Origin of the sequence: Ekhidna sp. (assembly GCF_965228795.1) — a bacterium.
Lineage (GTDB): Bacteria > Bacteroidota > Bacteroidia > Cytophagales > Cyclobacteriaceae > Ekhidna.
The window spans coordinates 3,275,958-3,293,176 of sequence record NZ_OZ245839.1 but is presented as its reverse complement, the minus strand read 5'-3'; the positions used below and the strand labels follow the sequence as shown (position 1 = coordinate 3,293,176).

Annotated in this window: 8 protein-coding genes; 5 read left to right on the top strand and 3 right to left on the bottom strand. The window is 40.6% G+C overall.

Going from position 1 to position 17,219, the window contains the following annotated elements; all coding sequences use genetic code 11:
- Nucleotides 1-50 precede the first annotated feature (50 nt).
- From ACQK2H_RS14735 to ACQK2H_RS14725, 3 genes are all read right to left on the bottom strand, one after another.
- On the bottom strand, nt 51-3,533 hold the full coding sequence (locus ACQK2H_RS14735; protein ID WP_425392137.1) for an amidohydrolase family protein: 3,483 nt from the start codon (nt 3,531-3,533) through the stop codon (nt 51-53).
- A 138-nt stretch (nt 3,534-3,671) separates the two neighbouring features.
- Complete coding sequence (locus ACQK2H_RS14730) at nt 3,672-5,105, bottom strand: alpha-amylase (RefSeq protein WP_425392136.1); 1,434 nt, start codon at nt 5,103-5,105, stop codon at nt 3,672-3,674.
- A 160-nt stretch (nt 5,106-5,265) separates the two neighbouring features.
- On the bottom strand, nt 5,266-8,118 hold the full coding sequence (locus tag ACQK2H_RS14725; protein WP_425392135.1) for a triple tyrosine motif-containing protein: 2,853 nt from the start codon (nt 8,116-8,118) through the stop codon (nt 5,266-5,268).
- Between the two features lie 233 nt (nt 8,119-8,351).
- Here ACQK2H_RS14725 and ACQK2H_RS14720 point away from each other — a divergent pair, with 233 nt between their 5' ends.
- The 5 genes from ACQK2H_RS14720 (at nt 8,352) to ACQK2H_RS14700 (ending at nt 17,214) form a co-directional block, all read left to right on the top strand.
- A complete protein-coding gene (locus tag ACQK2H_RS14720) occupies nt 8,352-9,803 on the top strand; it encodes a PKD domain-containing protein (RefSeq protein WP_425392134.1) in 1,452 nt (483 codons plus the stop codon).
- Between the two features lie 64 nt (nt 9,804-9,867).
- The gene (locus ACQK2H_RS14715) at nt 9,868-10,971 is read left to right on the top strand and encodes a glycoside hydrolase family 16 protein (RefSeq protein WP_425392133.1); all 1,104 of its coding nucleotides are present in this window, start codon (nt 9,868-9,870) and stop codon (nt 10,969-10,971) included.
- Nucleotides 10,972-11,021: 50 nt separating this feature from the next.
- Nucleotides 11,022-14,117 carry a SusC/RagA family TonB-linked outer membrane protein gene (locus ACQK2H_RS14710; protein ID WP_425392132.1) on the top strand — a complete coding sequence of 1,032 codons (3,096 nt, stop codon included), beginning with the start codon at nt 11,022-11,024 and terminating at the stop codon, nt 14,115-14,117.
- 20 nt (nt 14,118-14,137) lie between these two features.
- The gene (locus ACQK2H_RS14705) at nt 14,138-15,718 is read left to right on the top strand and encodes a RagB/SusD family nutrient uptake outer membrane protein (protein WP_425392131.1); all 1,581 of its coding nucleotides are present in this window, start codon (nt 14,138-14,140) and stop codon (nt 15,716-15,718) included.
- A gap of 65 nt (nt 15,719-15,783) precedes the next feature.
- Nucleotides 15,784-17,214, top strand: coding sequence for an MFS transporter (locus tag ACQK2H_RS14700; RefSeq protein WP_425392130.1), 1,431 nt, complete (start codon nt 15,784-15,786; stop codon nt 17,212-17,214).
- Nucleotides 17,215-17,219: the final 5 nt, after the last annotated feature.

The following is a 17,219-nucleotide window of genomic DNA, read 5'->3' as shown; positions in this document are numbered from 1 at the left end:
CCAACTGGTCCGGGCTTGATTCTTACTATTTAAGAATAAAAGTTTTAAGATTACTTCTCCCCCGGTAAGCTCATACCATCAGGTCCTTCTTTCACCCAATAGAAATTAGGTGCCTTTTTCTGTCTTGGATACACCTCGTCAAGCGTGTTTCCATCGTATAAGCGCCCATTCTTCATTACATGCGTAATGGTGTTTGAGTTGCGAATGTTGTCTAATGGATTTTTATCCATAATTACCAGATCCGCAAGCTTACCTGCTTCAATGGATCCTAAATCCTGACTAAGCCCAATAGCTTTTGCACCCAGAATGGTTGCTACTTTTAATGCATCAAGCTCTGGCATACCTCCAGACTGGGTAGCCCAAAGTTCCCAGTGATAGCCAAGTCCCTGAAGCTGACCGTGGGATCCAACACCTGCGATACCACCAGCTTTCACCAGGTCACCAACGAACTCACTATGGCGTGGGAAAATATGCTCCTCCTCAATGAACCATGCTCGTCTTCGTCGGGACTTACCGTCCAACTCACGCTTCGGTGTGAAGAAGTTGATCTTTGCGTCTCCCTGAACATCCTCAGTTGAGTAGTAAAATTCTTCTGCCCAAGGTCCACCATAGGATACCAAAAGGGTAGGAGTGTAGGCCATTTGAGCTTCAGCGGTCAATGAAAGTACGTCGTTGTAGATCGGGTAGATTGGGAACGAGTGCTCATGCCCCGGATATCCATCAATCAACTGTGTCATATTTAGCTTCATATCTAGTGCTCCTTCTGTGGTCGGCATTAGCTTTTGCTCTTTGGCCGCCTGGATGATCCACTGTCTGTGCTGCCTGTTACCAGTGATGTACATCTTTATTGTTTTGGTATTGAAGTATTCAGAATATTGCTTCAATACATTCTGAGCATGTTCTAAGCTTTTGATTTTGTAATACCAGAAGCCCACACCCGGACCGGTAGAGTATACTCTTGGTCCAAGGATATCACCAGTCTCCACCATATCTGAGTAGGTAAGTACATCAGTTGTTGCTGTTTGTGGATCACGCGTCGTTGTAACACCATACGCAAGGTTTGCTGCATACACCCACACCTGATTTTTATGGAGTCCCCAATTTGGCCACATATGCGCATGAGTATCTACAAATCCAGGAGTGATGGTTTTGCCACTCATATCCATTACCTGAGCATTACCTGAATCAATAGTGCCAGAGGCTCCCACAGCTTTTATTCGAGCATCTTCAATTAAGATGTCTCCATTTTCGATGACCTCATCGCCATTCATCGTGATGATACGAGCTCCTTTGAGTAAAACAGTACCATTAGGAATATCCTTCTTCAATTCGACTTTGATTCGAATTTCGTTTGGCTTGTATCCTTCGTCTTCTTCCTCTTCTTCCTCTTCAGCATCACCGTCGGTTGCTTCCTTATCGTCTTCTTCTTCACCGTCATCATCTTCGTCTTCCTCATCATCTTCACCTTCATCCTCTCCACCATCATTGCCTTCTTCTTCTTTTTCTTCCTCCTCTTTCTTCTTTTCCTCTTCTTCTTTTTTCTTTTTCTCCTCCAATTCTTTTGCTACTCGCTTAGCTTCTTCCAGATCATAAGCGAAATAGGCATTGCCTAAGGTGAAATTCACTGTATTACCATCCTTATTCCAATGTGCGAACTCACCGCCGAATGTGGTAAGCTTCCAGCTTGGGAAGGCTGCATTGTCCGGATTGGAAACAGATATTTTCACCGTCTCAGCGCCAACAGGAGGTACAGTCACCACATACACATTGTTATTAATTTTAGCCAACGCTTTATCACCACGAGGTGCCATGAGTACGTACTCCGCATTGCTTGGCTTTCGTTGCGGCTCAGTTGGGCCTCCATTCATCAGCATGCTGTGGTCGTGATCATGATCATGAATGAGAGCGGGATAGGTCATGATACCCGATACTTTCAAGTGTTCTTTTTCATCGGTACCATCCCAACGCATGGAGATCAAACCTTTGCCTCCATGATACATGTACACACGATCGTCTTTTTCAACAAAATGCGGAAGGTCTCTGCCGCTCGCTGCTTTGATTTTATTCACATTTCCACCATCAGCACTAATCCATCCAATGTTTTCCTGCGCTCGGAAAGCGAAAGGACCAATGGCATCTTCGTATGCTTTTGCGGTTCCATAAAGGAATGCGATTCTGTTTGTTTTCTTATCCCATGCCATGCTGGTGTAAACCCCTCCTTGATTGGTAAGCTTCGTTTGTCTCCCTCCGGAAGCTCTTACTTTGTATATGTGTCCTTCGTTTCCTTCCCATGAAGAGAAAGCGATCATGCTTCCATCCGGAGACCATGCAGGCATGGCTTCTGTAAAGTCATTATTGGTGACACGTTTAGGAGTACCGTTCGGGTAATCCATCACATATAATCGATTAAGCACAGTAAAAGCAATCTTGGATCCATCCGGAGATCGTTTGGCATCTCTAATCTGATTAGCGATCATTTTGGTACTATCATAGATCGGATAATCAAACTGAACCATAGGTCCGAAATCCAATTCCTCATCTACCTCAAATGGAATTTCTGTTGCATCACCACCATTGATTGGTATTCTCCAGATTTTCCCTCCATAGGAAGCAATCACGGATTGACTGTCCGGAGTGAATGACATGGCAGGGTATACACCTAGTCTTGCTCTTGATTCCTGATCATCTCTTCTTACCGGATAGGCCAACCAGCTTTCTTCACCGGTTTGCAAGTTTCTTTTTCTAAGTCCGGTTTCAGTATTGTATCTAGACGCATAGACTAACCACTTGCCATCAGGCGAAAGAGTAGGCGCAAATGCGGATCCGTACTGATTGGTTTGTGTCGCAATCTCACCAGTCTCACGATCGTACGTGGCAATTTGGTATTGTGGCATTTGTGCATTGTAGTTCCATGCGCCATTTCTGCGTGAGAACCATAAGTATCTATCATCTGTACCAAATGCAGGTTCGATGGTTTGTAATCCATCCGGTTTTTTGATCAACTGGATGCCGCCACCACCGTCTTTATGGTACATGTGCATTTTAAGTGTTCGGATGCCTTTTGCAGCAAAAATGTAGTTGCCATCATTGGACCATTCTGCTGCCTGGTAGTATTTGTCACTGTCTTTGGTGATTTGATTAGGCTCTGCTTCCTCGTCTGTCAGATCAAGGGTCCAGATATTTTCAGATCCACTTCTATCAGAAGCAAATACAATCGAATTACCGTCCGGGCTGTAGCGTGGGTGATCATCAAAGGCCATTCCTTCAGTGATACGAGTTGCTTTTCCTCCAGTGATTGGAAGGGTATACAGGTCTCCCATCATATCGAAAATGATTTCCTGACCATTCGGATGCACATCAAGTGAAATCCAGGTTCCTTCTGTTGTTTTGAGCTGGATAGACCTTTCCGGTTCCAGGGGAAGTTCTTTTGTGGCTTTCTTTTCTTTGGTTGTATCCGATTCGGATGCTTTTTCATCCTGTGCGAATGCAATCATGCTGAAAAGTGTCAGCATAGTGGTTAGATAAATTCTCATGTCTTGATTGTTAGTATTACAATCCACAAGATATTTTAAAATTTGATCGTTTAAATGAAAAGTTACATGAGTGGGCTTTATAAAAGTAAAGCCGAACCCCAAAGAGTCCGGCTATAGAGGAGATTAAAACTTATTCTTTTAAATATTTGGAGACCAAATACTATAGCTGTTTGGCGGACATTGGATCTGAACCCAACCGCCACCTTGTGTGGTAGGGTACCAGGAAGAATGCCCAGTGAAATCTTTGATTTGAGTATTATTCCAATTGGTTGGAACCCATCTCGTCTTCCATGAACTGGAATTGTTGATGTAAACAATCAGACCAGGATTACCATTATAGCCGTTTCTTCTTGCTACATACTCGTCATTGTCTACATGAAGAATACTGGTAGTACCTGTTGCCTTATTGTTGTGAATCCAAATCAGGTTATTTAGCCTTTCCTTATCCAACCACTCTTCATAATCTCTATAGAAAATCGTTGGATAGCCTTCATGAGTAAGGATGTAAGCATATGCCAACATCTTATTCCAAATTTCATCTGTATCGTGGTTGGTCACAAATGTGACAGCCTTGTATGGGTTGCGTTTCCACATCATGTCATCATTCAGGATGTTTAGGTTGTTCCCGTCAAACGCATCATTCATTTTATAGTAGCAGGCAAAATCAAACACGCTACTGTTAGCAGCATTGGCCCAGGATTCCAGCCAGTTTACGTCAGAATCCCAAAGCTCTCCCACAGAAAAGCCGCCTACTGCATTGTTCCAAGCCGCTACAACCCATGGATCGAATCCTTTAACATAGTCGAATCTCCAACCGTCAAAACCCATGGTATTTTTATAATACTTGGCTACACCATCTGATCGATTCCACAGCCAGTCTTGTACATATGGAACATCGTGGCATAGATCGGGGAATCCTCCAAAGTATCCTGCATCTCCACCATGTACCCAGTTTGGATGAAAATCATGTTGTGAGCGCAAGAATTTACCAGACGCCACTCCTGTGAAGTCAGTCCAGGTATTTGTGCCAGTGTATTGATTTGCTTCTAGCTGTCCACCACTGTTGTGATTCAGGACGATATCGGCATACACCTCCATGTTTTCTGCATGAGCTTTATTTATCAGCGATTGAAGTTCGGTTTTAGATCCGAAACGTGTCTCGACAGTACCATTCTGATTATAATTCCCAAAATCAAAATAGTCAGTAGGATCATATCCCATGGAGTAGGCACCATTTTGGGCTTTTGAAACAGGAGGGAGCCATACGGATTGAATACCGGCACTTGACCAGGAATCAAGCTTACCTTCAACTGTTTCCCACCAGGTGCCGCCTGCTGGTACATCCCAATAAAACCCCTGCATCATGACACCTCCTCCAGGACCTGAGGTAAACCTGCCTTGTTTATTCTGATCCATTCCGGTATCAAAAGGTTTGCCGTCATGTTCTGTTACATGAATGATTGATGCGTTTTCCTGAGCCTTGTCCAACTCAGTTACTGCGTGATCTTCATCGCAGCTAAATAGGAACAACATAAGTCCCGTTCCCAATAGGACTTTGGTGAGTCTTCTCATAATACTATTAAATTGTTTACAGTATTAAGATACGAAGAGGTGTGTATGTTTTTGTGAAAAAGACAATGTAAATGTCTGTGAATCAGCGATTTTTACATTTCATCTAATACGAAAACGTTTGCGTGTTGTGAGATTTTCAATGGGAAAATGGAATGGCGACTTAGAAATTATCTAGATATGCCACAAGATTGGTTTCTCGGGTTATCCCAAGTTTTTTTCTTAGTCTATACCTTGCCAGTTCTACGCCGCGAATGGTGATATTCATTAGGTTGGCAATGTCTTTCGTGCTCATGTTCATTTTCAAGTAAGCACATAGCTTAGTTTCCTGTGGGGTAAGGTTTACTTCTTCTTTGATTTTGTGTAAAAAGTTACCATGCACCTGGTCAAAGTGATGAGCGAATGTTTCCCATGCCTCATCTTCGTCAATGTTGCGATCGATGGATTTGACTATCTTATTTAAGGAATCTTTATTGTCTTTGTCATTTAATGCATCCTTTAACTTTTTTTGGAGTGACATTACAAATTCATTCTTACTGAGGAGGTGCATGGTCACAGAGGCAAGCTGACTGTTTTTATGGTCGATTTCTTTCTTTAAACTCTCATTCTTAAGTGCCTGAATTTGCTGATTGGTTTTTTCTGAGAACTCAGAAATTTCCCGCTCTTTGGATCGTATTACCTCTTCTTTGCTTTTATTGATATAATGCTTCTCAACTTTGTGCTTGCGCTCACGGACTAGCAGAACTGAACTAAAAATGAAAATTATAATTGATGCGTAAGCTGCATAGGCTATGTTGGTTTCATACCATTCAGGCTCTATTGTGAAGGTATATTCGCTTATGGAGCTTTCTGTACCGTAGATGTTTAGCGATTTCACTTCAAAGGTGTAATTGTCTGCAGGAAGGTTGGTGTATTCTTTCCAGTTCACCTCAGTCCATTCAGACCAGTTTTCATCATATGGATGCAGTCGATAGGCATATCTGACTTTGTTAATGCCGTCGAAATACGGTGCTGAATATTCAAAACGAATACGTTTTGGTTGATTAATCTGACTGGAACTGAAAAATGGCCCAGATATTATTGATGTTTCATCTGACTCATCTGTTATCGATACTTTTTTTAGATACGTATTGAATGCTTCCTTTATAGAAATATTGTGTCTTGGGTTGTATCGAATGAATCCTTCTTTAGCACCTATAAGCAAGTCTCCATTGCTTGCTAGGTTGATGTTTTCAAGATCATCACTAATAAATTCATTGATCTTTTTGAAAGGTTGCTCTTCAGCTTCGTAAACCCCAATAGCCTGCTTATTTAAAACACCCAATTGACCTCCTGCTATGTAAAATATCTGGTTATTATTTATCTGTTTGATTTTGCTCACATGTCTGTTTTCAAACCATTTATTTAAAAATGGATGTGGTTCAAAAAGGTCAGTTTCTTTGTTATATCGATAAATACCAGTCTCAGCGGTAAAGATTAACTCATCATCGATTTTATAAGCGCTTATTAGGATATCCGAAGGGAAGCCTTCATCTTCTCCGTAGTGTTCTATTTGAAATATGGTGTCAGATTTAAGATGAATTTTAAATACGCCTTTGTATCCATGAGTCATCCATAATGTGCTGTCATTAATAAATTCGAAAACCCGGGAAGATTCATTTAAATTGGTGAGCGCTTTTTTTTCTGTTATAATGTTGCCTCTTTTATCAAAAAGGTGAAAGCCTTCATAGGTGCCTCCAATTAGTTTATCCTCAGCGAGTTTAGTAAAAGCCCAAACCCCAGTTCCTTGAAAGAAAGGTATAAATCCATCTGAATTAAGACGAAATGCTCCTTCATGATGGCTCAGGATTATATTATTGTCAATTGCCTGTACATTATTAACTAGCCCGTTACTTCCTGAAATCAGTTTGTAACCGGCGGATTCATCTACTTTTGCTATTGTTCCGCTAGATTCAAAGAGACCACTACTTGTTCCCAGAAAATTTCTACCACCAACAAATGTGGCAGCATAGCCGGTTCCTTCCAGCCCTATATCCTCATTTATTAATGAAAAAGGAGACCCTAACTCAACCACACAGACCCCATTATTCAAACCAACCCAGAGGTTGTTGAAGTTATCCTCATAGAGCGCTATCACTGTTCGGTGGTTGAGTCCTTTGTTTTTGGTGAGGTGAAGAAGTGCATCCAGATTTTCATTCACTATCAGCAGGCCGTTGTTTTGTGTGCCTATTACAATATTGCCATTTCTAAGTTTCAGTACTTTATTTATTTTCGATTCCCGCAAAAACTGATCAAATCGAGGTTTTAATAGCGTCAATGTATTATTGTCATAAGAAAGAATTTCTCCATCATAGGTAAAGAGTAGATGCATTTTATGACTACTGGCAATTCCTCTATAATTATAGCCTTCACTATTTTTTAATAATTTGAATGAGTCATTGACTAGCCTAAATAGCCCATTAGTTGAGCCAACAAATAATGAAGTATCTAAAATTGTGAGAAATTCAGCTAATTGGGTTCCCGGAATAGGTTTGATAAGATCTTTTGTCAATTCTGCAATCGTACCATCTATATTGGCATAGACTTTATTATTGAATTCAACGATATCCCAAACCTCATCCTTGGTGACAGAGTCTGGAATTTGCGTCACTAAATTATGATAGCGTAATCCTGTTTGAGTTCTTTCAAAGAATCCTAACTGTTTTTGCCCTCCAACATAAATTTTATTGGTTGATTGCTCAATTAAAACGGATCTTGTTTTGGTGGCTCCAATGATAGGATAATTATTCCATGAGGCTCCATCAAACTCTAGCAAGCCATAGTTGTTAGCTATATAGACATAGCCTGAAGTATCCTGATCTATGTCCCAATTTTGAATACCACCATCATAATCAGAGGGAGTATAGGTGGTGATTAGTGGGAGAGATAGTAGTTGAAGGTCGGGGTTATTGGGCTCTTGAGCATAAGAAGATATTACGTTCAAGAATGTAAAAAACAATAGATTAATCAATCTCATCGTAGAGTTGCTTATTTTCTATTAAGAAATTTTTGAGAAAGTAAAAATACTGTTAATTAATTCAAAATACAGAATTTAAGTGTAATTGATGTAGTGTAAAATAATGATTGATGAGTTTTTGATGTAGTGTATTATTGGGTTTAGACCATGTTTGATCTATACATTCACTTCTCAAATCAGCACAAAATAAAGACGAGATCGCTGATTGAATCAAAATTTAAATATTAGCCAAAATGAAAAACTCTAAAATTTTTAAAAGTCTGTTTACCTGGACAGCCTTAGGTTGCATGGTAGCGTTGACGTCATGTTTTGATGAGGATGACGTACCAGCAATAGAAGATCCTATTGCTAGCTTTCAATTTGAAGTAAGTGAAGAAAACTTTGATGAGGTCTCTTTCACTAACTTTTCAGTAAATGCCGATTCATATTCATGGACATTCGGTGATGGTGCAACAAGCACTGAAGAAAACCCAACTCATACTTATAGCGAAACAGGAACATTTACTGTAACGTTGGTTGCTTCAAATGAAGCTGGAGCAACTTCAGAATTTTCTGATGATGTAACTATAACTGATCCATTAGAAGCGCAAAGAGCTTTAATAGGATCTGATGGTAAAACATGGTTATTACTTGGTGATAATTCAACTGGAATTAATCCAATTCAGGTAGGTCCTCAGGATAGGTCTCAGGTTTGGTTTGCAATTGCAGATTTATGTGTAAGAGAATGTATTTTCGATGATACCTGGACATTCAATACAGATGGTACTTACACATTCGATAACAACGGTGATTTCTGGGGAGAAGAAGGAGTATGGGCAGAAGGTATTGCAGGAACATGCTTTGATGCTACAAATTCAGCAAACTTTGTAGGTCTTGATGGTCAAGATCTTTCAGGATGGAATTCTGGAACACATGAATTTGTATACGATCCTTCATCAGAAACTTTAACAATTAATGGAGGTTTTATTGGCTTAACAAAAGCAGGAACAGATGCTGAAATAACTGAGCCTGCTGCTAGCGTTACTTATTCAGTAGTGAAGCTTGTAGACGTTGAGAACGGAGTTGATACACTTGTTCTTGAAACAAACCTTGCCGAGGCAAATGGCTACTGGGGATTTACTTTAGTGAGCTATGATAATGAAGCTGATAAGGTGGTAGTTGGAGAATGCGAGGAAACTGAAAAAACGATAATTGACGTAGTAGATATCGATTTTGAGGCAAGTGCCCCAGATTTTGGAGCCTTTGGTGGTAATGATGATGCTGGCGGAGGAATGGTAGTTGAGCGAATTGCAAACCCTGATGCGTCCGGAATCAATACAAGTGACTTTGTGGGGTCTGTTGCAGAGCCTGAAGGTTCTAGATTCTATTCTGGTATCTCCACAACCCTGGATGGATATATTGATTTCAGTACAAAGCAGACATTTAAAGTGAAGGTATGGTCTCCGGTAGCAGGTGCAACTATTAAGTTCAAGCTTGAGGATAGCACAGATCCTAATATTAATAAGGAGATTGATGCAACTATAACGAATGCAGATACTTGGGAAGAGCTTACTTATACTTTCGAAGCTGCAGACTCAGAGAAATTTGATGTTGTTGTTCTATTCTTTGATTTTGATCCAAATGGTGATCAGTCAAATAAAGCAGATGCAAGAACTCACTATTTCGATGATATAATACTTGAGTAATATTTTAGGTTAATTAAGTCGCGGCTTGAGAGATTAAGTCGCGACTTTTTAAAACTCCACCGAAATGAACAACAAGATTGCCCTATTATTTTTCCTTTTGTTTACAATCACAATCTCTTGTGATGAATCCACTCCATCTGTCTCTACTGATGACCCCTCTAACCTTGAGGTAGAGATTACACTTTCAGATGATTCGAGAGAAGTTTCAATTTTAGCGACTGCTTTAAATACGGTTGAATATCAATTCGATCTTGGAGATGGAAGTGATGTTATTATCAACACAACAGGGCAGGTAGATTACACCTACGAAGATGATGGAACTTATTCTGTTGAGGTTAAAGCATTAGGTGTTTCAGGTAGATTTCTAAGAGAGACAAAATCAGTTTCTATTGAATTGGATAATAGCCTGGGATCAATAGATGATACCGGCTATACAACACCTACTTCATATGAAGGATTGACAATGATCTGGAATGATGAATTTGAAGGATCTACGCTAAATACATCCGATTGGAATTATGAAATCGGGACAGGAAGCAATGGATGGGGAAATAATGAATTGCAATATTATCGGGAAGATAATACCACTTTGACTGAGGGGTATCTTGTAATCGAAGCACGTCGAGAGTCTTTCAGTGGTAGTCAATATACTTCATCTCGGTTGACCACTGAGAATAAAGTCGAATTTCAATATGGTAGAATAGATATACGAGCTAAGCTTCCTAAAGGGCAGGGATTATGGCCTGCATTGTGGATGCTTGGAGCAAATTTCAGACAAGTAGGGTGGCCCTCATGTGGTGAGATTGATATCATGGAAATGATAGGTGGTGAAAATAACGAAGATGTTGTTCATGGCACTGCGCATTGGGATAACAATGGAACTAAAGCTGATTTTGGTGGGAGCACTCGATTATCAGATGGCATTTTTAACGATGAATTTCATGTATTTACCATTATTTGGGATGAAACTCAGATACGATGGTTTTTAGATGACCGTCAGTATCACTCAATGAGCATCACACCCGCAGAGCTTTCAGAGTTTAGGGCCGAGTTTTTTCTCATATTCAATGTGGCTGTTGGAGGTAATTGGCCGGGGAGCCCTAATTCATCAACTGTATTTCCTCAACGAATGATCGTAGACTATGTTCGGGTGTTTCAAAACGACTGAAGTCGGTAACAATCACTGAAAAAAATTAAAGCATTTAAAACCTTTCCAAAATGACCCAAAGTTTAAAGACATTTCTAACAATCGGGCTGGTGTTCTTGCTCACTTTAGCAGCACAGGCCCAAGTGACGGTATCAGGGACTGTATCGGATACCAACGGCGAAACTTTGCCGGGAGTTACTGTTTTAGAAGTTGGAACTTCTAATGGAGTAAGTACAAATATTGATGGTAGCTATACATTACGGGTATCGTCAAAAGAATCGGTTCTTTCATTCACCTATATTGGTTTTGAAGGACAGGAAATTTTAGTTGGTGATCGCACAGTTATAGATGTAACACTATCCGAAGATTTTGGTGAGTTGGAAGAGGTTGTAGTTATTGGATATGGTACTAGAAAAAAGAAAGTATTAACAGGAGCTGTAAGCAGTGTAACTTCAGAGGAGCTTAATAAGCAGCCGGTAGCACGTATTGATCAAGCCATTCAGGGTAGGGTCGCTGGTGTACAAATATTAAACCAGTCAGGACAGCCCGGAGAAGCACCACAGATTCGAATTAGAGGGATTGGAACAAATGGGGATAATAGTCCACTAATTCTTGTTGACGGGATAGCTGTTGCGAGTATTGATAACCTCAATGCAGGAGATATTCAATCAGTGGAAGTCCTGAAAGATGCTGCCTCTTCATCAATCTACGGAGCACGAGCAGCTAATGGAGTGATCTTAATAACCACAAAATCTGGTTCTGCAGGGGAATCTTCAATTACCTATTCCGGATATGTTGGGGTACAAAACGTGGTTAAGACGGTAGATGTGTTGAACGCATCTCAGTACCAACAATTGATGGCTGATGGGGGAGCTTCAAATCTAAATGGAGATCCTTTTGATGAAAATGAAATACCCCAAAATAATACCAACTGGCAGAATGAACTATACAGTGAAAATGTCCCAATTGAATCACATGAAATATCAATGTCGGGTGGTACTGAAAAGTCAACTTTTAGTGCAAGTATTTCATATTTTAATCAAGAAGGGATCATTGGTGGAGATAAGTCCAAGCTGGAACGATACATAGGAAGAATCAAAGGCTCTTCCAAAATAAATGACTACCTAAAAGTAGGATCTAGTGTGAACTATACCCATTTGAAAGCGCGAGGAGTAACCAGCAATGGTTCATTCAACAGTGAGCTGGGTAGTGCACTAAATATTGATCCACTAACAGCTGTTTATGAAACAGATTCAGATGTTTTAAATGATCCTACCAGGTTTTACCTCAACAACCCAGTTGTAACAGATCCAAATGGAAATGTGTATGCGATCTCTAACAATGTAGGACAAGAGGTAGTCAACCCGTTAGCACAATTAGAAATTCAAAATGGTGCATTTAGTAAAGATCAGATACTTGGGAGGTTTTATGCAGAAGCATATCCAACGGAAGGGTTAACATTCAAAACAGATGCGGGTATTGACTTAAGTTTCCTTGAAAACAACAATTACAATGAGGCATACTTCCTGTCTGCAACAAACAATCGGGAGTTTACAGGACTGTTTAAAAGCTTTGCTAGAAATGTAACGCTGCAGTGGGAGAATACATTAATGTATGAAAAAGAGGTTGGTGATCATAGATTCAATGGACTTATTGGAACCACAGCTGTAGAAAGAAAATTTGAAGATTTATTTGGAACCGTTCAAGGAGCACCTGTTGAGGATCCAAACCTTAGATATTTAGGTCTTGGGGTTGATTCAACTATGGTAACAGGCAGTGGCGCTTTTAATAGCTCTTTGCTGTCGTATTTTGGACGAATTTTGTACGACTATAAAGATCGTATTTCTTTCTCTGCTACCTACAGAAGAGATGGATCATCAAATTTTGGATCTAACAATCAATTTGGAAATTTTATGTCATTCGGTGCAAGCTGGGTGATTAATGAAGAACCATTCTTCCCGGATATAAGGAACTTAAGCTTTTTGAAAGTAAGAGCTTCCTGGGGGCAAAATGGAAACGACCGAATTCCGGGATTCGCATTCGAATCGCCGGTAGATTTTAATATCGCTTACAATTTACAAGGTGCACCATATCAGGGAGCAACTCCTGCATTTTTTGCAAACCAGGATATTCGATGGGAGTCTTCCAATCAGTTAGATATAGCCATTGAAACCGGATTATTTGATAACCGACTGACCGCTACACTTGATTACTACAAGCGAGTTACTGAAGGTCTATTGCAGTTCGAGCGATTACCGGGTACACTAGGAATTCCAGGTACCTTTAATAATGTTGGAGAAATGCAAAATGAGGGGTTCGAAATTGAGTTAGGATGGAGAAATACTACAGGAGATTTCAGCTATTCAATTTCAGCCAATGCCACTTACAATAAGAATACGATGACTAAGATAGCAGATGAGTCTGGATTTATTCCAGGTGCTTCCTGGGCACTTGCCGGGGAAGTTACAAGAATCATTGAAGGCCAGCCTGTAACTAGTTTCTTTGGATACAAAGCCTATGGCATTTTTAGATCACAATCAGAGGTATTCTCCTATATTGGCAGTGATGGAACCCCGATTCAGCCAAATGCTCAACCGGGAGATATCCGATTTGTGGATGTCAATGGAGATGGTCAGATTACCGATGATGATCGGACAGTGATCGGTAGTCCACTACCTGACTGGGTTTTGGGATCCAATTTATCGGCTTCTTACAAGAATTTTGACTTCAGTGCTTTATTTTCTGGTTCATTTGGATTGGAGGTCTTCAATGGAATGGGCCGTCCGGATATTCCGACTTCTAATCGTCAAGTGGCCATATTGGATCGATGGACATTAGAGAATCCTACCGGAAGCTATCCGAGGTTCGCTGTGAATGATCCAAACAGAAATTATACCCGGGTTTCAGATATGATTAATATCAGGAATGGGTCATTTGTTAGAGTCAGAAATATTCAGGTCGGATATACCTTCTCACCTGATTTAGTTAACAGAGTTGGCGCAACCAATTGGAGAGTATATTTCTCTGTAGAAAACCTTCACACATTTACTGGTTATGAAGGTTCTGATCCTGAGGTAGGCGGTCCTACCGTAGTTGATACAGGTATTGATAGGGGGATATACCCTCAGCCACGAACCTTTAGAGTTGGAACCAGTATTTCATTTTAAGAATCTTAATCAAAGAAATTATGAATATCCTCAAAGTTTTTTCAGGTAAAATGTTAGCTCCAATGCTGCTAGCATTCATCGCCGCTGGATGTAGCAGCGATATTTTGGACGTGGAACCACAAGGTTCAGTATTCGCAAGTAATTACTTTGTAACAGCAGACAGAGTGGAAGAGTCGTTGATCTCAACTTACGATGTATTGGGACATCAGAAAGGAAGAGATTTAGCATGGTCTCCTTACCTGGTTATTTCAGAAGTATTATCTGATGATGCTTATGCCGGGGGACAGGACGCAGGAGATGGAGCAGATGAAGATGAATTCAATCGATTCCAAATTGGAACAGCTAATGAAATTGTTCATTCCATTTGGACGAGAAATTATACAGGAATTTATCGGGCTAATTTCACCATAGAAAAGGCTCAAGAGTTAGATAATGTAACAGATGAGCAAAGGAGCCAATTAATTGCTGAAGCTCGATTTTTAAGAGCGTATTTCAATTTTGAATTAGTGCGTTTCTTTGAAAATATTGTACTATTAGATTTCACACCAACTAGTGCAGATGATGTGAAAATTCCTCAGTCGCCACCGGCAGATGTATATAATTTCATTGCTGCGGATCTTGTTTATGCTATCAATAATCTTCCTGAATCATTTCCATCAGGAGAAATTGGACGTGCTACCCGATGGGCTGCAAAAGCATTGCTTGGAAGGGTGCATTTGTTTGAGCAAGGCGTATACGGAAATGGAATGAGTGCCGATGGTACAACTATCGATGATGCCTATGTATTGGCTCAGTTAGAAGATGTAATCAATAGTAGTGGACATGATTTAGAGCCTAATTTTGACGATCTATTTCTCTCATCTACAGAGTTTGGAATAGAGAGTGTGTTTGAAATTTCGTACGCAGGTCTTCCGGTCGGTGGTGATTGGGGTTCAGAGCAGTACGTAGAAGGGAATTTGGCTGCCCAAATGATGGGACCAAGAATTTCTAATTCTTCCGTTTACTACAGAGGTTGGGCTTTCGCAATTCCAACTTTTAAACTATTTGCCGATATGGCAGGAGACCCAAGACTTTCTGCCACCATCTTCCAGGAATCTGATCTATTGAGCGAGACTGGCACCACCCTAAATACAGGAGCGTATCAGCATACCGGGTATTACAATGCCAAATACACCACGCGATTAAGTGACAGAGGAACAGTAGGTACTCCCGAACTTCATAATATGAGCAATTATCGGGCAATCAGATTTGCAGATGTATTGTTGATGGCGGCTGAACTTGGAAATAATGTTTCTTATATCAACAGAGTAAGGCAGAGAGTAGGATTAACGGATCTTCCCACATACTCAGATGAGGCCTTGTTTAACGAAAGAAGGATGGAGCTAGCTGGTGAAGGTATCAGATATTGGGATCTGCTTCGAAGAGGACAATCGGTAGCTGCGCAGGAACTTACACTTTCCGGAGTTATCGGCCCGAATTATACCGGCCCAAATGAAGTCTACGATCATTCGTTTAATTCAGCGACCAGAGGCTTCATTCCAATACCGCAAACAGAAATTGATCTTTCTAACGGTGTTTTAGTACAGAACGACGGTTACTAAGCGTAATCGGAAATAGCAATTTATTTATACGAACTCAACAAGAGGATTCATTTAATAAAACCATTGTGAGCGAAATAGCAATTAAAGATATTGTACCCTTCGGGCAAAAGATGGCCTACGGAACAGGAAACCTGGTGCTTAACCTATTGCCTGCGGCACTCAATATCTTTATGTTTTTTTTGGTTACGGCCTTTGGAATGGATCCATTGATGGCTGGTTTGTTAGGTGGTCTTCCTCGATTATTTGATGCCGTTACCGACCCTATTATGGGCTTCATTTCTGATAATACGAAATCAAAATGGGGCAGAAGAAGACCATATATCGTCATTGGGGCAATTTTGAGTGGTGTGATTTTCGCTTTGCTTTGGCAATTAAATGCTGGTAACTCTCAGGACTATAATTTCTGGTACTTCTTGATTTTTTCATTGATTTTCACACTTGGAAACACCATGTATGCCACACCGTTTGTTGGCTTAGGTTATGAGATGACCACCGATTATAATGAGCGTACACGCCTGATGGCCTTTGCTCAAACGATGGGACAAATCGCGTGGATGGTTGTGCCTTGGTTTTGGGTGTTGGTTGCAGACCCTGATCTTTTCGCAACCCAGGATGAAGGTGTAAGGAAAATGGCAATCATCGTTGGTGGTGCCTGCATTTTGCTTGGCATTCTACCAGGCCTGTTTTGTAAAGGTCTTGACGCAAGTGAGATGAAGAACCGGGCAGAACTGAATTTTGCCAACATTTTCAAGAATTTAGCTAAGCTCTGGAAAAGCATCAAAGAGATATCGAATAATGGACCATTTTTAAGACTATGTGGAGCCACTTTTTTGGTATTTAATGGTTTTCAACTCATAGCAGGATTTGCCTACTTCATTATAGTCTTCCATATGTTTAATGGTGATTATGGACTTACAGGTACATGGCCAGCCTGGTTTGCAACTATGAGTGCAGTTGCTACTGCTTTTCTGGTGATTCCGATCATTTCTTATATGTCTGATAAGTTCGGAAAACGAAATGCATTCATCATTGCCACACTCATTTCAATAGTTGGCTATACCCTCAAATGGTGGGGGTTTGATCCGACCAATCCTTGGCTCATTTTTATGCCTATCCCTTTGATGTCCTTTGGTATTGGAGGATTATTTACGCTCATGATGAGTATGACCGCAGATGTGTGTGACTTAGATGAATTGAGAAATGGAATGCCTCGCAAAGAAGGGACGTTTGGTGCCATTTATTGGCTGATGGTCAAAGTGGGACAGGCACTCGCCTTGATCCTGGCAGGACTAGTACTTAAAATCGTAGGATTTGAGTCCGGTGCGGCTACTCAGACAGCTGATGCCATGACCAATTTAAGAATCGCAGACATAATCATTCCCGCCTCTACAGCTGCGCTTGCTATATGGGTGATGTGGGGGTATGATCTCACGGAAGATCGCGTGGAGGAAATCAAATCACAATTGATAGCAAGAAGAGGTGATATACATGAATAATGCGA

Excerpts from the sequence above, each read along its gene's own strand:
- ACQK2H_RS14735 (WP_425392137.1), bottom strand. The coding sequence starts at position 3,533 with ATGAGAATTTATCTAACCACTATGCTGACACTTTTCAGCATGATTGCA.
- ACQK2H_RS14730 (WP_425392136.1), bottom strand. The coding sequence starts at position 5,105 with ATGAGAAGACTCACCAAAGTCCTATTGGGAACGGGACTTATGTTGTTC.
- ACQK2H_RS14725 (WP_425392135.1), bottom strand. The coding sequence starts at position 8,118 with ATGAGATTGATTAATCTATTGTTTTTTACATTCTTGAACGTAATATCT.
- ACQK2H_RS14720 (WP_425392134.1), top strand. The coding sequence starts at position 8,352 with ATGAAAAACTCTAAAATTTTTAAAAGTCTGTTTACCTGGACAGCCTTA.
- ACQK2H_RS14715 (WP_425392133.1), top strand. The coding sequence starts at position 9,868 with ATGAACAACAAGATTGCCCTATTATTTTTCCTTTTGTTTACAATCACA.
- ACQK2H_RS14710 (WP_425392132.1), top strand. The coding sequence starts at position 11,022 with ATGACCCAAAGTTTAAAGACATTTCTAACAATCGGGCTGGTGTTCTTG.
- ACQK2H_RS14705 (WP_425392131.1), top strand. The coding sequence starts at position 14,138 with ATGAATATCCTCAAAGTTTTTTCAGGTAAAATGTTAGCTCCAATGCTG.